This is a genomic window from Brevundimonas huaxiensis (genome assembly GCF_014218725.1).
GTDB classification, from domain to species: Bacteria; Pseudomonadota; Alphaproteobacteria; order Caulobacterales; family Caulobacteraceae; genus Brevundimonas; species Brevundimonas huaxiensis.
In genome coordinates, this window is record NZ_JABBJE010000013.1 from 1 (window position 1) to 18,862 (window position 18,862).

Below are 18,862 nucleotides of genomic sequence, written 5' to 3' on the forward strand. Positions count from 1 at the left end.
GCCGCAACAGCGCAGGTCGCCGAGGCGCAGTTGAAAGGGCTGCCTGATATCGCCCGCGCCGTCAGATTGGCGCCGACCCTGAAGCAGGTTTCCCTCTTCAACCCGACGGAGGGCTACGGCGGTTACGCCGTGCCGGCGGTTAGTTTGATCATCTTGCAGCAGACGCTATTGCTGGGAGCCGGCGTGATCACAGCCGTGCGTCGAGAGACCGGCGCGGCTAGGCTGAAACGCAGCGCGCGCTTGGGTTTGTGGCTGGCGCTCACGGCGATTGGGACAGCCTCCAGCCTCTTCTATTTCGGTTTCGTGTTCTGGTTTCAGGACTATCCCCGCGCAGGCAATCTGATCGGCGTCCTACTGCTGGCGCCCATATTTTCAGCGGCGGTCGCCGCTGTGGGTCTGCTTCTGGGCGCGCTTTTCGATCGCCATGAACGGGTCTTGCAGGTTCTGGTCGGCACTTCCGCGCCCTTGTTCTTCCTGTCAGGCGCTGCGTGGCCGCATTTCATGATGCCTGAAGGTCTCGTCTGGCTCGCGCATTTTTCACCGTCCACCGCTGCCGTTCAGGCCTTTGTTCGCCTGAACGCCATGGGCGCCAGCCTTTCGGAAGTCTCAGGTTTGGCAGCTATTTTGACAGGCCTTGCCTTCGTCTATGGCGGCCTGTGGGTGGTGCGTGGACCAGCGCGTTCTGACCTGCGTCGATGACGTCGGGCGCGAACAAATCAGTTAGCTAGAGAGGAAACAAACTCTATCTCGACATCGAAAGGGATGGTGACACTGCGGATGTCGGATCCTATCGCGCTTTGGCTGACGTTCGCGCTATCCATCGAAGCTGAACTGTTCAAACAGCGGTTTCCAGATCGCTCCAATGCTCGCGGGGCGTGTCATGAAGCAGGGCGCGCGCCTCGAGGTCTGCGTGGCGCGGGTGTCCGAGAAGGAGGGCGTCAGACGTCAGGGCCTCATGCTCGGCGGCCGACAACACTGCGTGGTCGCCGAAGTCATTGGTGACGAGCACCCGACGCCTATCAGCGTCCAGTTGTATCGAGCGTCGCATCGGGCCCCTCCTGCCCTAGGGCCTCATGCCTCCTATCAATGATCTTTGCAACTCTCGATCATTGTTTTTCGAGGTGAGGTCAGGCCGCGAGTGTCGAGTATATGGAGGGCAGCGAATGACCGCTTCTGGCGCATTTCAAGCATCCGCTTCCAACTGCCGTGAGTGACTTGTACGCTAGTCACCAGCAGCAAGCTGTAGTTAATCGCTCGCTAGGCGCATCAATCCCAATCAAGGCTTCGCCGCAGCCAACGCACCAGCCGTTACCAGTGGAATTGATTTTCGAAGAATTGATGCAGGCACGCCGTCGCAGGCTAGCGTTGATAGGCCGATCAGATGCGACAGAAGATATTTGCTGACGACAGAGGGATCCGTGATGTCGGAGAAGCCTCTCATCGCATGAGCTATCGCGGTACCTTGTCGGCTCCGGCGCTCCCGTAGCTTGAGGAACAGATTTCGTTGACTAGGCTTGTCGCAAACTCGTCCGCTCAAAATCATACAGCCGAGTGGGCGCCGAGGGGCCGTGTACCTCGAGATTGCATCTTCGAGGAGCACGGTGATAGCGTCTGACAGGGAGGGGGCCGCTTCAACGCGGCTCATGCTCAAGACGCCTTGGGTGATCTCAAAGCGCTTGATGGCAGCCAGGTAGAGCGAAGCCTTATCACCAAAGGCCGAGTAGAGGCTGGTTTGGCCCACGCCCATAACCGTTCCAAGATCCCTCACAGATGTGCCGTCATACCCTACCTGCCAAAACATGAGCATTGAGCGCTCTAGCGCGGCGTCTTCGTCGAAACCCCTTGGGCGTCCAAGAACGCTGGTTGCTTTAGCCATCGATTCGCTCCTAACGGGCACAGTTTTCATGAGCGAATGCTACAAAACCCCTTCCCTACGTACAGCTGATTTCAAAGCGGCCGCTACAAAACGATGAGGTAATGAGGCTACTGATTTTGTAGCGAACGCTACACAGGTCCTTATCTGGGTCCTGCGCAGTTAGTGAAGGGCTGGTCAGTAATCGGGGACGCTGAGCGATCGTAGCGTGCCCGGGCGGGCTCAGACCCGCACCCGCGGCTTCTTAATCAGGAGTTGATGCGAGGCGAATTCGACCGTTGTTGCGGGCCGTTTGGATATGCGTGAGCTGCAAAGAACGCCGTAGCTCTCCAGCGTACCCTCGGGGTCGTACAATGCAGTCCCGACCACTGGCGGGCACCCGTGAAGATCGAACATCACGGGCCGTGGAATGGTGAAGTGGTTTGTGCTGCGTGGGGCGAGTTCGACAAGCTGGCGGAGATATTGAGCGTGGATCAGCTCGACTGCTCCAACCCCGTCAGGATCGGGCAATTGGACCAGCAGCCCTAGATAAACTGGGCATGAATATGCGCCTGCGCGCTTGACCGCTGCAGTCGGCGACATCACGGCAGTGAAAGGATTGGTCATCCATGGGCCATCTGGCGACAGAGGCTGACCATACGTGCGTTTGATGCGGTTCATTGGCAACTGTCTTTTCATGGTAGTTCAGCGGGGCAGGAGACTGAGCGCGATCACCTTCGAATCGCAGCACTCAACAGACAGCGATGGGTCAAGGGCTTCGACACCCAATCCGTCTCGACGGACGGTCATCAGCTTCTCCAATAGGTCTTCCAGGCGGTCGTCGCCATCAACTACCATGCGCAGTGTTGCAGCCTCGATCGCTACGAGCCGAACCTCGGGATCGGTGGTAAGCGCGATTTCGCGGGCGACTTCGACCCAGGTGTGGCCAGCGTAGCCCGCCTCCTCGTGCAAAATGTCGATGACAGCACCCGAAGCGTTGCGCACCAGGGGCACATCCATGGTCCAAGGCGTGCCGGTGAGATTGAAATCGGCCACTGCGTCGGTAGCAATGAAGATGCCGTCGTAGTCATTTTGAAGTGACAACCCGCAGAGAAGGCCGACGCCCATCCAGAAGCGGAATGCAGCGTCATGGTGATTAGCGGTCTTGTGCGTGGCCTGTGCCAAGTTGTGCAAAATGCCGGAGCTCATGGTTAGTGTCCTTTGATATGGAAGTCGTCAATAGGCGTCGCAGCTGGCGACGGACTGGGTTGCGTCAGCCTGAGGCTGATTGAAGCGTTGTGCGTCAGTTCGAATTTGTAGGCCCTCCTTAAGGCGTTGATATTGTTGATCTCTGGCGGGCCGGAAACCCACGACCTATAGGTTCGACCGGGGTGCGCACCCCATCGATAACGCGCTCAAAATTCACGTAATTGCTCGCAAATGGCTTCAGCCATAGCGCGATGACGGACTCGCGACGGACTCCGACTCCGGAACGGGCTCTAAGGCCCGTCAGAATTGGTTGGAATGTAGTCGGATGGGTCTCTCGGCTCGGGCGGCGATTTCAGGCGCTCGAACCGGCGCAGTCGCGCGCGCCGATCGCGACCGGCGCGCAAAAGCCCTACGGTGCGCTACAGTCTGGGCAGATCCTTCGTAGGATTTCAGCGCTGGCGAATCCGTATCCCAGGGCCATCTTCGTTGGCATCGAGGAACAACACCCCAAGGCGCGAAAAGGTATCGATCAGCCTGCGGGCGTTTGCAGGCGTCAAAACCTCAAGACCATCGTCCTCAGCGCGCCTGATGGTGCTAACGCCTAGCGTCGCTTCCTCCGCCAAGGTCTTGACCGTCATGTCCAGCGCTGCACGCGCGGCTTTCAGCTGCGTCCTGCTGGGCAAATTACGTTCACTTGAATGAATATTGACCATCGCGAAAGTGGGTGCTAATGACTTCGATAGTGAACAAAAAACGTTCATATCAGCAAAAGGAGTTTATGTGTCTTCCTTGTCTTCCTACATGATTCAGCCCGTCAGTGCGATGCGGCGCAATCCCATGATGATCCCGGACGTCCCTGGACTGTACGCGTTGCTTCTTGATCATCCCGAAGCCCTTGAGCCGGCGCTCGACCAGGCTGGGCTGAAGCTCGAACCCGTCCGACTTGGGCGCCGCGCTGTTCTCTACATCGGCGCCTCTGAAGACAGTCTGCGTCGGCGGATCAAATGCCATCTATCAGACGACACGTGTCGATCCACCTTTCGAATGTCGCTTGGCGCGGTGTTGGCTGAACAGTTGGGCCTTGAGGCTCGTCCGATTCCGCGACAATCCTACTTCGGGTTCGAGCCCGCGAGCGAGCAGACGCTCAGCCGTTGGATCGGAGATCATGTCTCGGTCGCAATCCGTCCGGCGACCGGCGCGCGCGCCAAGGAAAGTCAGCTAATCCGCGCTGAGCAGCCCCCACTCAATATCGCCGCGCGTCAGGGGACGGCCGGCGCGGAAGTGATGATGATGCTGCGGCGGCGGTGCCAAGGCTTGTCGTTTAAGCCCGGTAGTCTCAACTGATGGGCGACACGCATATCAGCGATCGCAGGGACGCTACAGCGATCGATCCTGACGAGGAGGTGCGAACACGCCTCACGACCGCTGAGGTCTGTCGGATCGCTCGTTTTTCCCGCGCGACGCTTTGGCGGCGAGTGGCCTCAGGGCGGCTGCCGAAACCGATTGATCACGCTCGCGAGGCGCTGTTCTGCGCCAAGGCGATCAAGTCAGCTTTGGACGAGCGCTGGCCGATCGAACCCCAAGCGTTGGATGTGGCAATTGTGCAACGAATCGCCAGGATGCGAGCCAAACACGATCGATGACCTTGATCTCTGACCGACAGTCAGAAATAGATGAGGCGATAATTTTGACTGCTGGTCAGAATCCGAGGTGGTTTGCACGGGCTAGGCCCACAGGAGGAACATGAAAACCAAGATTGGCTATTACATTGAGGAGCGTAAGCGCAGCGACGGTCGTTCGCGCTTACGTTTTGTTGTCCCCGAGCGGCTTCGTCCTGTCGGCTGGCCGAAGTCTCGTCCTCTCTTTCTTGAAGGGCAGGACGGCATCGATATGGCGCAGTTGGCTCCTGAAGAAGAAGTTGAGCTCCGCCGGCAAGCCGACATCCTCTACACCGACCTCTGCAAAGCTCGTGCAGGCGTGGGTTACGCAAATGCCGACCCGGTCCAACCGGCTGGAATCCAAAAGGCGTCGCTTGAGACTTGGCGGACCGTCATCGCTCTGCGTCGCTCTTCCGAGAAGTGGCATGGCAACTCGACGCGCACTCAAGATAATTATGAGCTGCTGCAACAGCGACTTGTGATTATGTCCGAGGGCATGGGTCTTGATCTCGCAACTTCGCCACAAAGCGAGTTCGAGCGTGCGCTGATGTTGGAAGTCAGCTCCAAATATTCGCGCCGTGAGTTGTACAGAGAGCTTCGCGCCCTGGCGTCAATGGCCATCCGAGAGGGACTGCGGCCTGCGCATCTGGTGATCACATCAACAGCCAGGCCACCGAAGGCGAAAATTCAACTCTGGAAGGAGGCTGACGTCTACTGCCTTGTGACGGAGATGTTGCGAAATAACGAGGAGGGTCTCGCCAAGTTTATCCTTACGCAGTGGGAAATTGGTCAACGTATAAGTGTTCGGCGTCAGCGCCTTTGGCACAGATCTGGGGTTGCGGATAATGGAGGGATTGGGTCTCGTCGCAGTGACGTAAGGAACGCAGATGAGACCCAATCCCTCCAGCCCAAAATTGGCTGCCAAGCCCACCAAGAAGCCCGCCGAGGTGGTGGTGAAAGATATTCGCCGTGCCACACGCCGGCATTTCTCGGCCGAGGATAAAATCCGCATCGTGCTCGAAGGCCTGCGCGGCGAGGAGAGCATCGCTGAACTGTGCCGCCGCGAAGGCATCGCCCAGAGCGTGTATTATTCCTGGTCAAAAGAATTCCTTGAGGCTGGCAAACGCCGTCTGGCCGGGGACACGGCCCGTGCCGCCACCAGTGACGAGGTCAAGGATCTGCGCCGTGAAGCACTGGCTCTCAAGGAATGCGTGGCCGACCTGACGCTCGAGAACCGCCTGCTTAAAAAAAGCATGATCGCGGATGGGGGCGACCAAGAATGAGGTATCCCGCCGCAGAAAAGCTCGAGATCATCCGCCTCGTCGAGCAATCCCATCTGCCCACCCGACAGACGCTGGAGAAACTGGGCATCCCACGCCGCACCTTTGCCCGCTGGTATGCCCGCTACCTTGATGGTGGGCCTGAGGCGCTGGAAGACCGCCCCTCGGCGCCAAGCCGGGTATGGAACCGGCTGCCCGAGAATGTGCGCAAACAGATCATCGACATGGCGCTGGAGGAAAGCGAACTCTCGCCCCGCGAGTTGGCCACCAAATTTACCGATGAGAAGCAGTACTTTGTCTGCGAGGCCACGGTTTATCGCCTGCTCAAGGCACAGGATCTGATCGCCAGCCCAGCCTATATCGTCATCAAGGCCCGCGACGAGTTCCACACCAAGACGATGCGACCAAACGAGATGTGGCAGACCGACTTCACCTATTTCAAGCTGATCGGTTGGGGCTGGGTTTACCTCTCAACCGTGCTCGACGACTATTCCCGCTACATCATCTCGTGGAAGCTGTGCACCACCATGACGGCGGGCGATGTCACCGACACGCTGGACTTGGCGCTGGCCGCATCAGGTTGTGACAGCGCCACCGTGCTGCACATGCCGCGCCTGCTCTCGGACAATGGCCCGAGCTATGTCGCGGGCGAACTGGCCGCCTATATCGAGGCCCAGTCCATGAGCCACGTGCGCGGCGCCCCCTTTCACCCCCAGACACGGGGCAAGATCGAGCGCTGGCACCAGACCTTGAAAAACCGCATCCTACTGGAGAATTATTACCTGCCCGGCGATCTCGAAGCCCAGATCGAAGCCTTCATCGAGCACTACAACCACCAGCGCTATCACGAAAGCCTGGGCAATGTGACGCCCGCAGATGCCTACTTTGGCCGCGATCGGCAGATCCACGCCCAGCGCGCCGCCATCAAGAAACAGACCATCGAACATCGCCGCTTGCAGCACCGCAAGCTCGCCGCCTAAAAGCCAACCCCTGACGAGGCCCGCTCTCCGTTAACGCCACGCCAAACCTGCGCCAAATGTTTCGACGACGGACACCTATCGCAAGATGAACTAACGGCTGTTCAAGCCATGGGTCGACGCCAAGCCATGCGGGACGCAAACACGTCAGGCACTTTGCTGATCGAGGGAGCACGACACAAGCTTCTTGGGCATCGCAAGCCCGAGCAGCCTTTAACCCCAGCAGAGGTGGCTGCCTATGCGTCTCTTTGATTGGTGCGTCGTGGGCGAAAACGCATGTGGTTGCCATCGCCGTTGCGGATGTTCAGCCCTTCAGGGTCTTGAAGCCAGTGTCGGAGCCGTACAGGCTATGATGCACCGCGCGAATTACGCCACCATTGACCCGTGTTTTGATCGTTACGAACGGGCGGCGGGGCGGGGCGGGATGTGTTTTGCCATCGAAGACGAAAATAATCTCACAGTATCCTTGTTCCTCGGAAGGATCCGGCCGTGCCAATGCCAGCCAGACCGAGACAACGGGACGCATGAAAGTCAGATGGACTGTCCAACCCTTCGGCAAAAGCTCTGGGTGGCGCGCCTCTCCACCGATTTCCATGAAATTATCGGCAAGAGAGTCCGGCGGAGCAAACAGCGGCGACAGTTCAATCAAGGCTGCCAAAGCGTGGAGCAAGTTGGGGGCTGCCCGGATCGCTTCGAGCTCGGGACAGACGCTGCCTGGAACGATGTTGCGAAACTCGGCCATTTCCTGCGCCGCTGCCTTGGCGTCCGCCGGGGTCGCCGCGCCGTAGAGTCCGAGCAGAAGGTAGGCTGCATCGAGGGACGTCATTTCGGCCGCGCCGCGACCTCTCTTGGTGGTCTGAATAAATCCTGCTTCGCGTACCTCGCGAGCGACGTGGTCGACGCTGCGTCGCGGGCGTCCATCCGCGGCGGCAAGGGCGTCAATGAGTGCGGGAAGGCGGGCCATGTCTGTCTAACCAAAATCGAAAATACTCACAATTCTGACCGTTACACAAAAACTGGCCCCGGTGTCTATGGGGTCGTCTGCGAAGGAGCTTTGTATGACTGATAATGAAGGTTTCCATCCAGCATGTCTGCGGGACAACCCGCCAGCGTCGGTTCCAGGGACCGTGTTATTCACATTGCGAACCAGTATTGCTGCGCGCGGTCCAAGCCCAGATCACCTCACTATAGTTTTGGCAGGTGAACTGATGTTCGCCGAAGCGTCCAGCGATTGCGTACGCCAGCTGCTTGCCCGTCATCTTTGCGGACCAGCAACGGGGTCCATCCTTCGCCAAGGGGTGTGTTGGCTTATCGGTATTGACGCAGCGATCAGCGGGAGCGCCGACGAAGTCGCCATCAACCGCTGGATAGACGAGTCGCTTGTGGTTTTCCTGCGGCCAAACCTCCTCGCGCCCGTCTCTTCGGGCTGGTTTAACACTATCGGATATCATGGCGGCGGAACCGCATGGTGAGCATGTGGAACCCAACCCGCTATCGCCAAATCTTCCCGGACGAGCGAGCCGTCGTCCCAATCCGAGCGACTGGCGTGATGAAGAGCCTCTCACGCTTGTGGAAGCGATCGCGGTCTTCTTCCCAGATGGTCCGCTTACGGTCACTTCACTGCGAACCGAAATCCGGAACGGCAATCTGCGTGCCGCAAAAGTGGCTGGACGCCTTTTCGTCACACCTGCCGCCCTTCGTGCGCTTTTTGAGTTGCGCACATGGGTAGGCCGGCAAAAGGCGTCCGTCTGTACTTGCGAGCCGGCCGTATCGACGCCCGTACCGGCCGTTCAATCGCCCCGGTCTACTTCATCAGAGACGGCGCGAAGAGTGTCAGCACGGGCTGCGGCCCAGAACGCCTTGGCGAAGCTGAAACGCTCCTTGCTGAGTACCTGAGCGAACGCGAAGCGGCCTCGCGGTCGAACGATCGTGCGCAGGCGCCGGAGGAGGTGCTCATTGATGATGTGGTCGCTCTTTACGCGCGAGAGAGAGGCCCTCGGGTCGCGGATCCTGTCAGTCTGTCTGGACGGCTCTCGGCCGTGCTGACGTGGTGGGGTGGGAAGACCTTGGGCGCGATCCGACGCAGCTCGTGTCAGGCCTACATCACCTATCGGGCGCAGCAGCCGATCAAGGCTTTCAAAGATGCGTCGCTTGCACGTTGTGTTACGCCGGCCGCCGCCCGCAGAGAACTGGAAGATCTGTCCGCGGCAGTGTCCTACTGGGCAGCCGAATACCCTCTGACGCGCCGGGTGATCTTCACCTATCCATCGAAAGTTGAAGGGCCGCGTGATGCCTTAAGCCGTGATGATGTGTCCGCGCTGTTGCGCGCTGCGCGAGGCTGGCGCCGAGCTGGCGGCAAGTGGATTGCGACGACGGCATCGACGAAGTCAAACCGCAAGCACCTTCCGCGGTTCGTTCTTCTTGGGATCTACACCGGCACTCGGCCTGGCGTGTTGCCAAAATTGCGTTGGTCGCCGTCGGATGACAGCGCCTGGGTGGACCTGGAGCGGGGTTGGATTTTCCGGCGGGGTCGCAACGAGGCGGACCGGCCGACAAAACGCCGTCCAATGTTTCGGATCCCGCTGCGCCTTCTTCGGCATATGGAACGCTGGCGTCGGCAGGATGATGCATTGAACGTGGAACGGGTGCGGCAAGGCCTTCCGCCGATCGAGACCGTCTTGCACCATGGCGCGCGTGCGATCCAAGGTCGCATCCGCAAGGGATATTCGGGCATCGTCAAGGATGCCGGCCTTCCAAAAACCGTCACGCCCCACTGGCATCGCCACACGGCGGCGACTTGGCTGATGGAAGCTGACGTGCCGACGCGTAAGGCGGCTCAATACCTGGGTATGACCCCTCGAACTCTCGAACGCGTCTACGGCCATCATCGGCCTGATTATCAATCCGATGTCGGCGCTGCACTGGCGCGCGGCGGCCGCTCGTCATCAGCGACCTGAACGACTCTACATCACATTGTTCTGACGAAAGGAAATCTTATGAAACTTCAAGAGCTGCTTGATGATCCATTCAAAGCCCACGAGATCGGCGCATCCACGGAATGGCTGGATTCGTCGATGATTTTCCACGTTCTGCCTCCCCCCGAGCCCGAACCCAAGCGTAGCGGCAAGACCACAAGTGAAGCCGTGAACCAGGTCCGACGGTTAGCGGCTTGGCGATCCTGCATTGACGCGATTGAGGCAAGATCGTCGTTTCAGCGTTTGTCGCATGATGAACGCCTTGAACAACAGGCCATCCACGATGCGATCTGTTTTCTAGGATCGGTCCGGGAAGAGCGATCGGCGACAGGGATGACGAAGCGCGCCGCACTCGCATTGGCGGCCGAATTCAACATGGGACGGCTGAAGAACCGTATGATCTACGCAATGATCAGCCGCTTGTGCGACGAAGCCGTGAAGAAGGGAATTCGAGTTTCGCCTTTGGCAAAGTAGTTCGTCCTCCACCATTAAACCTGGCATCCCATTAGCCGGCATTGTGTTAGATAAAGAAGGTCCTACGACAGAAACGGGACGTAAACGGTAGACAACTCACGGCCTTACGTCCAAAGACTGACGTTTCAGAGGAGGCGGGAAAACAACACGGATGCGCATGTCATGTTCTACCTGTCGCATTAAGAAGAGAAATGTCTATCGCCTCACGCGCGCCTTTGTCATCGTTCATGATCCGCCTTCTCGTGTCACGAGAGTTGCGCCGACGATATCCCCATCGCTGATCAGCCTTAGGCCACCACTGAATAGGAGAGGCTCATAGAGCGTTTCGGGGTCGCGCGTGGGCGACTTCGATGCGCTGCATTGCGTTAAGGCCGTAATGCCGTCTTGGTGGCCGAGCAGTGCATGCCTTTTGCGGCGCCGCTGTGGTGTTGTGAGGACCTACGTCATCCCCACGCTGGTGTGTGATCAATGAGTTCGCGCTCCACCTCCACAAAAGCTTCTGTGTCGAAGGCGAGGCCTAAAGCTTAGGTAAGGCGAACACGGAGAGAAAAAGCCAACCCTAAACCTTCTGGGAATCAGCTGTGACCCACTCAATCGTGATCCGAGAAATGAAGTATGGTTTCAAAGAACTCATCCAGTGACCGCTCAAGGTATCGACGGCTGGCATATACTGAAATCGCGCTCAGAACTACGACAGCGACGACGGTCCCAATGTGCCAATAACGGGAAGCGGTGTCGGGTGGGATTTAGCCTCAGTCACCACCAGGCACCCAACCACATGATGATGAAGAACGCCATTGAAGCAAGCACCATTGCTACAGGCCAGACCCGTCTTGAGGCGTCACTGTTGGTTCCGAACTTCACCATCCGGTTGAGATAAAGACGACGGGGACGACCGACTTCGCTTCCCACGATGTTGTGGCGGTTTCTCATGACGCATCTCGTTTAGGATTGATCGAAATCACCTCGCTGCGCTTTGCCAGCGGGCTCCACCGGACAGCGAGAGTTCATTCGAGCGTTGCCCCAATTGAGGAAACCGAGCACAGCGTAGTCAGTTATGGCCGCTTCTGACTCGTAGCGGCGGTTCGGAACGTCTGCTTCTGGGGCCATGCTACATATCCCGTCGTAACCGGCCTATGGGTCGGACTTCCTTCGGTGGACGGATGCCATCTGGATAAGCGCGCCGCCGCCGGCGTTGTCTTGAACGGCGGATGCGAAGGCGGACTTGCAGCGACGAGGTCCGCTACTCGGTCAACGGCGGCGCGCTCCATACCGATCGCGGGAACTGACCCTGTTCCATGGCGGTGTCGAATAGATTGTGGAGCGCGCCCACAAACCGCGCTGGCGTCCGGAGGTTCAACGAAATCATGTGCAGCCCAGGATAGTCGATTAGCATCAAAGGCAGTTGGAGTTGATCGACCATGTCGAGGATCGGCTCACTGTTGGCGACCTGGCTGTCGTCGAACATTTCCCGAATGACGACGAGGCCAAGGAGCTGACGTCCCGCCAGCGCCATGTGCAGCGGCTCGGGGGCGGACTTGATCACCACGCCATCGGCGCTGCGGGCATAGGAGAGCGCGCCCTTCAACTGCTTCGTGGCTTTGATGATCTGGTTCTGGATGGTCTGCCGCTTGCGTTCCAGCGAGCGGTCCAGCGAAGCCGGGGTATTGGGACTGTCCTTGGCTTCGATGAACAGCATCACTTTGTCGGTGACGACCAAAAGGTCACACAGCTCCTTGTCGGTGTCAGACCGAAACGGATTCAGAAAGATGTTTTCGGGTGGAAACACGCGGCCCAGCATTACCGCGATATCACGTTCCTGAGCCGGCCCCGGATCCTCGCGAACAAGTTGCGTGACAGCCGGTCGCTGATGGGCACCGTTGAAACTGTTCGCGGCGAGCCGGGTGTCCATGATGACAAGGTCCTCGGGATAAAGGTGCTCCTGAACGGAGAGGACGAAAGCCGCCTCGTCATCGATCCCGTCGCGGATCGAGAACCGCTGACTAAGACGCGCGACGACCTCGCCATAGGTGTCGAGGTCGAACGGCTCGAAGGCGGCCCGCGCCATAGTTTCGCGGAAGCGGCCAGCGTCGCAGTTTGCGACGCTAATACCGAGAAGCTCGCGATTCTGCTCGTCGACGAAATAGACCTTGAACTCGGGCTGACTGAGGACCGCCTCGATGTCGCCAGTCATTTCGTCACCGTCGAAGAGAGCGGTCATTAGGGTAAGCGGTTGGTCATGGTCATCGAAGAATGCGGTGACCAGGCCGAGAAACCGCCCGGGCGCCTCGGAAAGGAGATAAATCTTGAATCCGTTCTTCTGACGCGCGGCAAGGATCCCCTCCTTGGTCGCTTTGATGATGAGAAAATGCTCGCCAACAGTCGCGATGATCGGCATCAAACCGTAGCGGAACAACTGCAGGTGAGTCATCAGATGGGGGTAGTGAATAGAGAGCATGACCCTGAATCAAGCGGTGAGGCCCGAATGTCCAGATCGCATAACGAACGACAGTCTGTGATGCGTCTTCGGTACAGGGCGGCGAGCTATGGCGCGGGCGTCAAAGGGCTTAACGCCTCTGTCGCCGGATGACGTGCCCCTGAAAACTTCCGCCTTGGGACTGACTCACTGTGAGCAGCACCAAAGTCGAGTTGGTCGAGTGCCGCGGGTTAGAGGATGAAAAGTGGGCTCGCCTGAGCATCTGAGACAACAAGCATCAGTGTGCGCTTTGCCCTGCTCATAGCAACGTAGAGCTTGGCTCTAGCAGCTGTAGTGTCGCCGAACGAGGAGCGGTTACACGGCATGACCATGACGTTGTCGAACTCCAGCCCCTTCGCTTTGTGAATCGTGCTGATCGCTCTGTCCGGTACCTGTGGACGCGCGTGGGTTCGCCGGCGAGCGATTTCAGCAAAGCCATCATCGGGATCGTCGTATGATCCGAGGTGGATTGCCTCCGACAGCTCTCTCGCGTGGTGGATATGAACGTCAGCGAATGACGCCTCAGTGGCCTTCAAGGCGCGTAGCCGGCCAAGCGCGGCGGCAATTCCCTTATGGTCGGGCTGATCAACGATAAGCCGCGCCATCGACTGAACGAGTTCGGGCATGCCTTTCCTTCTCGTCGTGCAGCCATTGCCCGCGTCAGCGACTAGAATTTTTCCCTGACCGCTTGGCGTGAAGCCTCCGCCGACATTCTGCAAAAACTCAAGGGTCGCCTCCGCCAGTTTTCCGGGATCGCCAGCGTGGTCTTTTGCGGAGATAACAAGCGCGCCCAGATGGTCTCGAACGTGCCCCTCCCAAATAGGAATCCGGCGTCCAAAAAAGGCGCGGAGCGAAGTGCATGTATCATTTGCGCCGGTCAAAACCAACATCTGGTCGAGCCTGCTGCGCCGATAAATCGCGGGCGAAGAGCCGCCATCCGTAGCGAACCCCAAGGCGGTTCGGGCGGTGTTCTCCGCGACATGAACTGTCAGGCCGCGCGGCAAATCCCCAGCAAGGTTGACTTGGCCTCCGGACTTCAGCGCTTTCCTAGCTTGGAGTATCCACTGCCCGAGTTCCGGCTCGCCCGTATCCCAGCGATGAGGATGATCTAGTTCCTCAAATCTGCAGGCGGCCTCTATGAGCGCGGTCCAACGTTTGCTCGCCGCTTCGATGTCTCGCGCTTTGGCCCTCGCCCCGTAGATCTGTTGCATGGGATCGCCAAAAACGCGAAGCCGTGCCCCGGCGGCGTGCAGGCTCATAATGATCGCGTGCTGATCCGCGTCGGCGTCCTGATGTTCATCGCAGATGATGACAGGGTATCGGCTGGCGAGGCTGGTCGCGACGAAAGTCTTGCGTGCGAGGAGTGCTGCAACTTTTGAGGCGAGCTGGTCGTAGCCGTCGTTTCGGCGAGCCCAGGCACCTACATCAGGAGGTAGGCCGAGGGCTTTGTGATAGGCCCCTGCGATCTCGGTGATGAGGCCATGGATTGTCCTGATTTCGGTAGAGCCGCCGATGCCCTTCGTCCGGTTCGCAAACACGTCGCAGGCTGCATTTGTGTGCGTGAGGATAAGGAGCCGTCCACCCCCAAGGGCTGGGGCGGCGTCTCGTGCAAACTCAGCTCCTTGGTAGGTCTTGCCGCAGCCTCCCGGTGCTTCCACCACAACGAGCCGTGCGTCGGAGCGAAGTGCCTCTGCGACTGACTTATCGCTCATCAAGCCACCGATGTGATGTCTTCAAGACCGACGGCACGTCGAACGGCGTTTACAAAGGGAAGAAGCTCGTCGGCGAGGCTGGGCCATAGGCCGAAGGCAAACACCTTTTCAGCCAGCTCTTTCCCGCCTGTGCGCGATTTGAACCACCGCTGGCCGTGTTTCTTCCAAGCCTTTTTCTCATCCTTAGTGGCTTCGGGATGGGGGTGAGAAGCGCCAGTGGCAGCGTCAATGATGAGCTGTCGGAAGTCGGGCGCCTGCTCCCGCAGATCCTCTATCGATGTGTCAGGCAAGCCCAGCCGGTCGGCCATAGTCCGTAGACGCTCGCCCGAATGACCATCTCCATCTTGAATGAACGCTTCCAGCTTATCGTCAGGGACGTGAGCGATGACGTTTGATTCAAGGCAGCCTGCCTTCCACCTCAATAGTAGGTCACCGAGTCGGATTTTCACCGCCTGCCATGCTGCACCATCAGTTCCTTCATCGTCAGCAAACCCGCCGAAAGCCAAGCCGCTTTTGGTGAGCGCCCTCAGGACAGTCAAAGTCTCAGAGTTGCTGCCCCCATCACTGACCCAAATCCCCTGACGGCGAATATCACTGCCAAGTGCACGATTGAGGAGCTCGGTGACAAAGCCAACCTCGGTCTTACCCTCCGCAATGATTGCGAGACGGGCAAGAAAGGTTTCCGGGTCGCGCTCGCGCTGAGGGGCCAAAGACGACGGCAAATGCCCGATCGCGCTATTCGCATCCATGTACCAAAGCTCGGCACCCTTCGCGGCATTCACGGCGGCGGCGCTATGTGTCGTGACGAAAGCTTGGGATGGACTGCTGATTAGCTCTTCGACGAGGACGCGCTGTCGATAGGATTCCAAACCACGCTCGATCTCATCAACGACCGTGATTGGGTGCGCTACCTGATGCGCGTTAGCGACCTCTAGGGCAGCTAGTCGCCGGGTGCCTGCCCCCCAACTGGATAGTGGAAGCTCGACCTCATTCTTCTCAGCTGTCAGGCCGACCAATGCGCTTAGCGAAAAACCGGGGCCACCCACGAGGCCTAATCCCAAGCCACTTGGCAGGTTGCGCTTCACGAACGCATCGTCGAGGTCATCCAAGGCCTGTTCTGCCTCGGGCTTGAGGGCATCCTCGACATCGCTCTCCGCAACCTTCTGGCCGAGTTTCGCTCGGAGTGTTTTGTCGTTGAGAAGACGCTCTAGAGCGGAGCCTTGAACCAGCCGAAGATCGCGGTCGTTGCGATCATCACCTGTCAATCGGACCACGCCGATCTTGCGGCGCACGGCGACGGAGAAGTGATCAAACGTGTCGTCGGGCTGGCTAATTTCGTAGACGAGTTCGAAGTCCGGGGTGCCAACCACGCGCACACAATAGACGAGGTCGGTCGGCGGTGGGTCGTCAGCGACCAATGCGGGGAGCTTCGCGTTCTCCCCATCCCACTCCCAAGGCCAAGCAGCTTTGCGCTGTTCTGCAATACCGGTCGCGAGCGGCAACGACATCGTCGCGCTGATCTCGAAGCCGTTTTCGTGGTTGCGTTGCCAGTAGTCGGAGTCGCTCAAACCGGTCGCGTTGGTCGGATTGAGCAGCAAGGCAATCGCTTCGAGGATGGTGGTCTTCCCGGCATCCCCACCACCCAGGATCACGTTGACACCCTTGGCTGGACGCCAAGTCAGTTCCTCTATCCCGCGAAACCGTTTGATGGTCAGCAGGCGGATATGCGGCACTTCAGCCGTAGTGTTGGTTTCTTGCCCCGACATGCAGCAAAGCTAACCGATGGCTGTGTCGTATGGAAATTCTCTTCTTAACCACACGAAATGTCGCTGATCTTGGTCACCCTAGCGGCGGGTTGGCACGTTAAGTCACGAGGTCTGCTCTCAGGCGGGATCAGGATTACCGCTAGTGGCGCAACCAAGCCGCTCCTACTTCGCGTCCTCACTGGAGGCGGGCTCGCCGCTTCCCTGGGCGCGAAGCCAGAGAATGGTCCGGCGGACTGCGGCCGAAGCATGTTCTGATCCGACGGCGACCAGCTGGCCACCATCGGGAATAAAGCCCCAGGGCGCAACGAGCTCTCCGCTTCGAACGGCGTCAACCACGAGATGCCAAGGCAGCACCGCAGCTCCTAGTCCGGAAACCGTCGCGTCTAGCACATGATGGAGATGGGAGAACGATCGGGTTCGATCATGGGGGACGGCGATGCCTGTGGCCTGCTCCCAGTCCGTCCATCCGCGCGCGTGACTGGCGGCCACTAGTCGCGGCAACTCCGCCAACCGATCCTCCAGCCCGGCGGCGACCACGACGCCGACCCGGTTCTCCGCGAGGGGATGGACCTCGGGATCGAGCAGCCGGGGACCGTCGAGCAGGCGGACGACCAGGTCAGCGTCTCGCGCACGCACAGCCTCCACGGGCAAATCGGAAAGTTCGAGGGTCAGGTCGGGGTGGCACCGTTCAAAGTCTCCGAGTCGCGGAATGAGCCACTTCACGGCCAGACTATTGTGGATGGCGATAGTAACGCCTGCGCGCACACGCACGCGACGGACGGCTTCGCTGAGCGCATCAAAACCGGGCGTGAGCCCTGCGAGCAGTTCGCGGCCTGCGGCGGTCAGTTGTAGACGTGATCTGGGTCCCTCGAACAGGCGCACGCCTAAGCATGCCTCCAGCGCCTTCACCTGCCGACTGACGGCGCTGTGTGTCACGTGTAGGTCAGCCGCCGCGCGGGTGGCGCCGCCTAATCGCGCCATCGCTTCAAACGCCCTCAGGGCGTTGAGGGAGGGCAGCCCCCTCGGGCTTGTGAGATTTTCGAACACCCCGATGTCGATAAGTCGCTTCCTTGGCGGCCACAAGCAGGCGACTGCGCGGCATGCGCAATTGGCTCCTCGTTCCGACGCTCGGTTTCGGCCAGATGGTCGCCTTCGCCTCGAGCTATTATCTCTTGGGGGTCCTTGCGGATCCGATGGCCGACGCAGCGGGTGGACAGCCGGCCCGCCTCTTCGCCGCGCTTTCCGCGGCCTTTCTCCTCTCGGCCGTTCTTACGCCCTTCGCGGGGCGAGCGATCGAGAAACGCGGCGGACGCACTGTCCAGGCGTTCGCTCATGTCGCCTTCGCCGTGGCGCTCCTGGTCATGTGTACTGCTCGGGGCCCGTTCGGGCTCTGGCTTGGAGTCACGCTCCTCGGCGTCGGCATGGGCTCAGGTCTCTACGGCACGGCGTTCGCCATCCTTGTGGAACTTCGAGGGACCGAGGCGCGCCGGGGGATCACCGCCGTATCCCTTATCGGGGCGCTCGGCGGAGGGCTTGGCTGGCCGATAAGCCGGGCGCTGCTGGAAGCCGGAGATTGGCGCCTCGCCTGTGGCTCTTGGGCTCTGGCTCATCTCCTGCTGTGCCTGCCCCTGACCCTCGCCCTCGTGCCGCGCCGACTGAGGGGCGGCGACGTTTCTGCGGAAACCGCGAAGGCTGATTGCATCGTGTGGGACCGAAAGATGCTTCAGCTCGCTGGCTTGTTCTCGGGGGCCTGGGTGGTCTCAACCGCTATGGGGGCGCACCTCCCGCGCATTCTGGCGGGCCTCGGCATGACAACGACGGACGCGCCGTGGGCCGCGGGACTGATGGCGATGAGCGCGATCGTCGCGCGGGTATTCGACCTCGTCGTGCTCCATAAATCCCATCCGCTGACGACCGTGCGCCTAGCCTGCCTTTTTCACCCCGTCGGCGCTCTCACGGCGCTCGCGACGGCGGGCAAGGCCGTGGTCTTGCTGCCTATCGGTCAAGGCCTCGGGAACGGCCTGCTGTCCGTGGCGTCGGGCGTCTTACCGCTCCAGATATATGGGCCGGACCGTTATGCCGTCCGTCAGGCGATGGTGCTGACGCCGGCCCGCTACCTTCAGGCCGGGGCGCCAGTGGTTTTCGCACTGGCGCTGGATGTCTCGGTGACGCTCGCTCTCGTACTTTCGAGCGCGGTCTGTCTCGCCATGCTGTCGTTGACCCTCGGGCTAGCGTCGAAGAGGTGATCGACGCTCGATCTGTCCTCGCGTCAACGTCAGGTTTTCGACTGGATCCAAAGGTCCGCTGCTGGCGCATCTGCGCTGTTTGGAGCGTATCGTGCGGAGGGGGCGTTGATCGTGGGAGGTGGCCATGAGCCAGCCCGATCTGTTTCGTTTACCCCGCAAACCCTGGAACGCTGGTCGAATGACCGGAGCGAAGGCCCCGCTCAAGCCAAAGCACATCTGGGCGATCCGTCAGCACCT

At 59.6% G+C, this 18,862-nt stretch carries 19 protein-coding genes; 8 read left to right on the plus strand and 11 right to left on the minus strand.

Features of this window, described 5'->3' with window-relative positions:
* Positions 1-66: 66 nt before the first annotated feature.
* The gene (locus HF680_RS15185; protein WP_235969007.1) at positions 67-699 is read left to right on the plus strand and encodes an ABC transporter permease; all 633 of its coding nucleotides are present in this window, start codon (positions 67-69) and stop codon (positions 697-699) included.
* Between the two features lie 136 nt (positions 700-835).
* On the opposite strand, the gene HF680_RS15190 is transcribed toward HF680_RS15185, so the two are convergent.
* The 5 genes from HF680_RS15190 to HF680_RS15210 form a co-directional block, all read right to left on the minus strand.
* Positions 836-1,048 carry a hypothetical protein gene (locus tag HF680_RS15190; protein WP_045812014.1) on the minus strand — a complete coding sequence of 71 codons (213 nt, stop codon included), beginning with the start codon at positions 1,046-1,048 and terminating at the stop codon, positions 836-838.
* Between the two features lie 228 nt (positions 1,049-1,276).
* A complete protein-coding gene (locus HF680_RS15195) occupies positions 1,277-1,876 on the minus strand; it encodes a TetR/AcrR family transcriptional regulator (protein ID WP_185225646.1) in 600 nt (199 codons plus the stop codon).
* Positions 1,877-2,095: 219 nt separating this feature from the next.
* The gene (locus HF680_RS15200) at positions 2,096-2,533 is read right to left on the minus strand and encodes a hypothetical protein (protein WP_185225647.1); all 438 of its coding nucleotides are present in this window, start codon (positions 2,531-2,533) and stop codon (positions 2,096-2,098) included.
* A gap of 24 nt (positions 2,534-2,557) precedes the next feature.
* Positions 2,558-3,061, minus strand: a complete 504-nt coding sequence (locus HF680_RS15205) for a hypothetical protein (protein ID WP_185225648.1) — start codon at positions 3,059-3,061, stop codon at positions 2,558-2,560.
* A 449-nt stretch (positions 3,062-3,510) separates the two neighbouring features.
* Entirely contained in the window at positions 3,511-3,699 is a 189-nt protein-coding gene (locus HF680_RS15210) for a hypothetical protein (protein WP_205196329.1), read from the minus strand.
* Between the two features lie 67 nt (positions 3,700-3,766).
* On the opposite strand from HF680_RS15210, the gene HF680_RS15215 reads away from it, so the two are divergent.
* The 4 genes from HF680_RS15215 to HF680_RS15230 all read left to right on the plus strand — a co-directional run bounded on the left by HF680_RS15215 (position 3,767) and on the right by HF680_RS15230 (position 6,979).
* Positions 3,767-4,405, plus strand: coding sequence for a GIY-YIG nuclease family protein (locus HF680_RS15215; RefSeq protein WP_185225650.1), 639 nt, complete (start codon positions 3,767-3,769; stop codon positions 4,403-4,405).
* Positions 4,405-4,704 carry a helix-turn-helix transcriptional regulator gene (locus tag HF680_RS15220; RefSeq protein WP_185225651.1) on the plus strand — a complete coding sequence of 100 codons (300 nt, stop codon included), beginning with the start codon at positions 4,405-4,407 and terminating at the stop codon, positions 4,702-4,704. Before HF680_RS15215 ends, HF680_RS15220 begins: the two co-directional genes overlap by 1 nt.
* A 100-nt stretch (positions 4,705-4,804) precedes the next feature.
* A complete protein-coding gene (locus tag HF680_RS15225) occupies positions 4,805-5,722 on the plus strand; it encodes a hypothetical protein (protein WP_185225652.1) in 918 nt (305 codons plus the stop codon).
* Positions 5,607-6,979 (plus strand): IS3 family transposase gene (locus HF680_RS15230; RefSeq protein ID WP_185225653.1). Its coding sequence is split into 2 segments (ribosomal slippage): positions 5,607-5,964 and positions 5,964-6,979, totalling 1,374 coding nucleotides; the frame shifts between segments, so codons are not numbered across the junction. The genes HF680_RS15225 and HF680_RS15230 overlap by 116 nt, the downstream gene beginning before the upstream one ends.
* Positions 6,980-7,280: 301 nt before the next feature.
* On the opposite strand, the gene HF680_RS15235 is transcribed toward HF680_RS15230, so the two are convergent.
* The gene (locus HF680_RS15235; protein ID WP_185225654.1) at positions 7,281-7,940 is read right to left on the minus strand and encodes a hypothetical protein; all 660 of its coding nucleotides are present in this window, start codon (positions 7,938-7,940) and stop codon (positions 7,281-7,283) included.
* 757 nt (positions 7,941-8,697) lie between these two features.
* On the opposite strand from HF680_RS15235, the gene HF680_RS15245 reads away from it, so the two are divergent.
* Together HF680_RS15245 and HF680_RS15250 are read left to right on the plus strand one after the other, a co-directional pair.
* Complete coding sequence (locus HF680_RS15245; RefSeq protein ID WP_185225656.1) at positions 8,698-9,933, plus strand: tyrosine-type recombinase/integrase; 1,236 nt, start codon at positions 8,698-8,700, stop codon at positions 9,931-9,933.
* Positions 9,934-9,972: 39 nt separating this feature from the next.
* Positions 9,973-10,425, plus strand: coding sequence for a hypothetical protein (locus HF680_RS15250; protein ID WP_185225657.1), 453 nt, complete (start codon positions 9,973-9,975; stop codon positions 10,423-10,425).
* A gap of 756 nt (positions 10,426-11,181) precedes the next feature.
* Here the strand turns inward: HF680_RS15250 and HF680_RS15845 are convergent.
* The 5 genes from HF680_RS15845 to HF680_RS15270 form a co-directional block, all read right to left on the minus strand.
* The gene (locus tag HF680_RS15845; RefSeq protein ID WP_205196330.1) at positions 11,182-11,358 is read right to left on the minus strand and encodes a hypothetical protein; all 177 of its coding nucleotides are present in this window, start codon (positions 11,356-11,358) and stop codon (positions 11,182-11,184) included.
* Positions 11,359-11,668: 310 nt separating this feature from the next.
* A complete protein-coding gene (locus HF680_RS15255; protein ID WP_205196331.1) occupies positions 11,669-12,883 on the minus strand; it encodes a hypothetical protein in 1,215 nt (404 codons plus the stop codon).
* A 209-nt stretch (positions 12,884-13,092) separates the two neighbouring features.
* On the minus strand, positions 13,093-14,613 hold the full coding sequence (locus tag HF680_RS15260) for a UvrD-helicase domain-containing protein (protein WP_185225659.1): 1,521 nt from the start codon (positions 14,611-14,613) through the stop codon (positions 13,093-13,095).
* Positions 14,613-16,379 (minus strand): AAA family ATPase, encoded by a 1,767-nt coding sequence (locus HF680_RS15265; RefSeq protein WP_185225660.1) that lies wholly within the window; start codon positions 16,377-16,379, stop codon positions 14,613-14,615. The genes HF680_RS15260 and HF680_RS15265 overlap by 1 nt, the downstream gene beginning before the upstream one ends.
* Before the next feature lie 162 nt (positions 16,380-16,541).
* Positions 16,542-17,426 carry a LysR family transcriptional regulator gene (locus tag HF680_RS15270; RefSeq protein ID WP_255360449.1) on the minus strand — a complete coding sequence of 295 codons (885 nt, stop codon included), beginning with the start codon at positions 17,424-17,426 and terminating at the stop codon, positions 16,542-16,544.
* 53 nt (positions 17,427-17,479) lie between these two features.
* Here HF680_RS15270 and HF680_RS15275 point away from each other — a divergent pair, with 53 nt between their 5' ends.
* On the plus strand, positions 17,480-18,625 hold the full coding sequence (locus HF680_RS15275) for an MFS transporter (protein ID WP_045811997.1): 1,146 nt from the start codon (positions 17,480-17,482) through the stop codon (positions 18,623-18,625).
* The last annotated feature ends 237 nt before the right edge of the window (positions 18,626-18,862 follow it).

Coding starts and splice junctions, on each gene's coding strand:
- HF680_RS15205 (WP_185225648.1), bottom strand. CDS start 3,061: ATGAGCTCCGGCATTTTGCACAACTTGGCACAGGCCACGCACAAGACC.
- HF680_RS15220 (WP_185225651.1), top strand. CDS start 4,405: ATGGGCGACACGCATATCAGCGATCGCAGGGACGCTACAGCGATCGAT.
- HF680_RS15265 (WP_185225660.1), bottom strand. CDS start 16,379: ATGTCGGGGCAAGAAACCAACACTACGGCTGAAGTGCCGCATATCCGC.
- HF680_RS15200 (WP_185225647.1), bottom strand. CDS start 2,533: ATGAACCGCATCAAACGCACGTATGGTCAGCCTCTGTCGCCAGATGGC.
- HF680_RS15225 (WP_185225652.1), top strand. CDS start 4,805: ATGAAAACCAAGATTGGCTATTACATTGAGGAGCGTAAGCGCAGCGAC.
- HF680_RS15275 (WP_045811997.1), top strand. CDS start 17,480: ATGCGCAATTGGCTCCTCGTTCCGACGCTCGGTTTCGGCCAGATGGTC.
- HF680_RS15195 (WP_185225646.1), bottom strand. CDS start 1,876: ATGGCTAAAGCAACCAGCGTTCTTGGACGCCCAAGGGGTTTCGACGAA.
- HF680_RS15255 (WP_205196331.1), bottom strand. CDS start 12,883: ATGCTCTCTATTCACTACCCCCATCTGATGACTCACCTGCAGTTGTTC.
- HF680_RS15260 (WP_185225659.1), bottom strand. CDS start 14,613: ATGAGCGATAAGTCAGTCGCAGAGGCACTTCGCTCCGACGCACGGCTC.
- HF680_RS15250 (WP_185225657.1), top strand. CDS start 9,973: ATGAAACTTCAAGAGCTGCTTGATGATCCATTCAAAGCCCACGAGATC.
- HF680_RS15210 (WP_205196329.1), bottom strand. CDS start 3,699: ATGACGGTCAAGACCTTGGCGGAGGAAGCGACGCTAGGCGTTAGCACC.
- HF680_RS15235 (WP_185225654.1), bottom strand. CDS start 7,940: ATGGCCCGCCTTCCCGCACTCATTGACGCCCTTGCCGCCGCGGATGGA.
- HF680_RS15245 (WP_185225656.1), top strand. CDS start 8,698: ATGGGTAGGCCGGCAAAAGGCGTCCGTCTGTACTTGCGAGCCGGCCGT.
- HF680_RS15190 (WP_045812014.1), bottom strand. CDS start 1,048: ATGCGACGCTCGATACAACTGGACGCTGATAGGCGTCGGGTGCTCGTC.
- HF680_RS15845 (WP_205196330.1), bottom strand. CDS start 11,358: ATGAGAAACCGCCACAACATCGTGGGAAGCGAAGTCGGTCGTCCCCGT.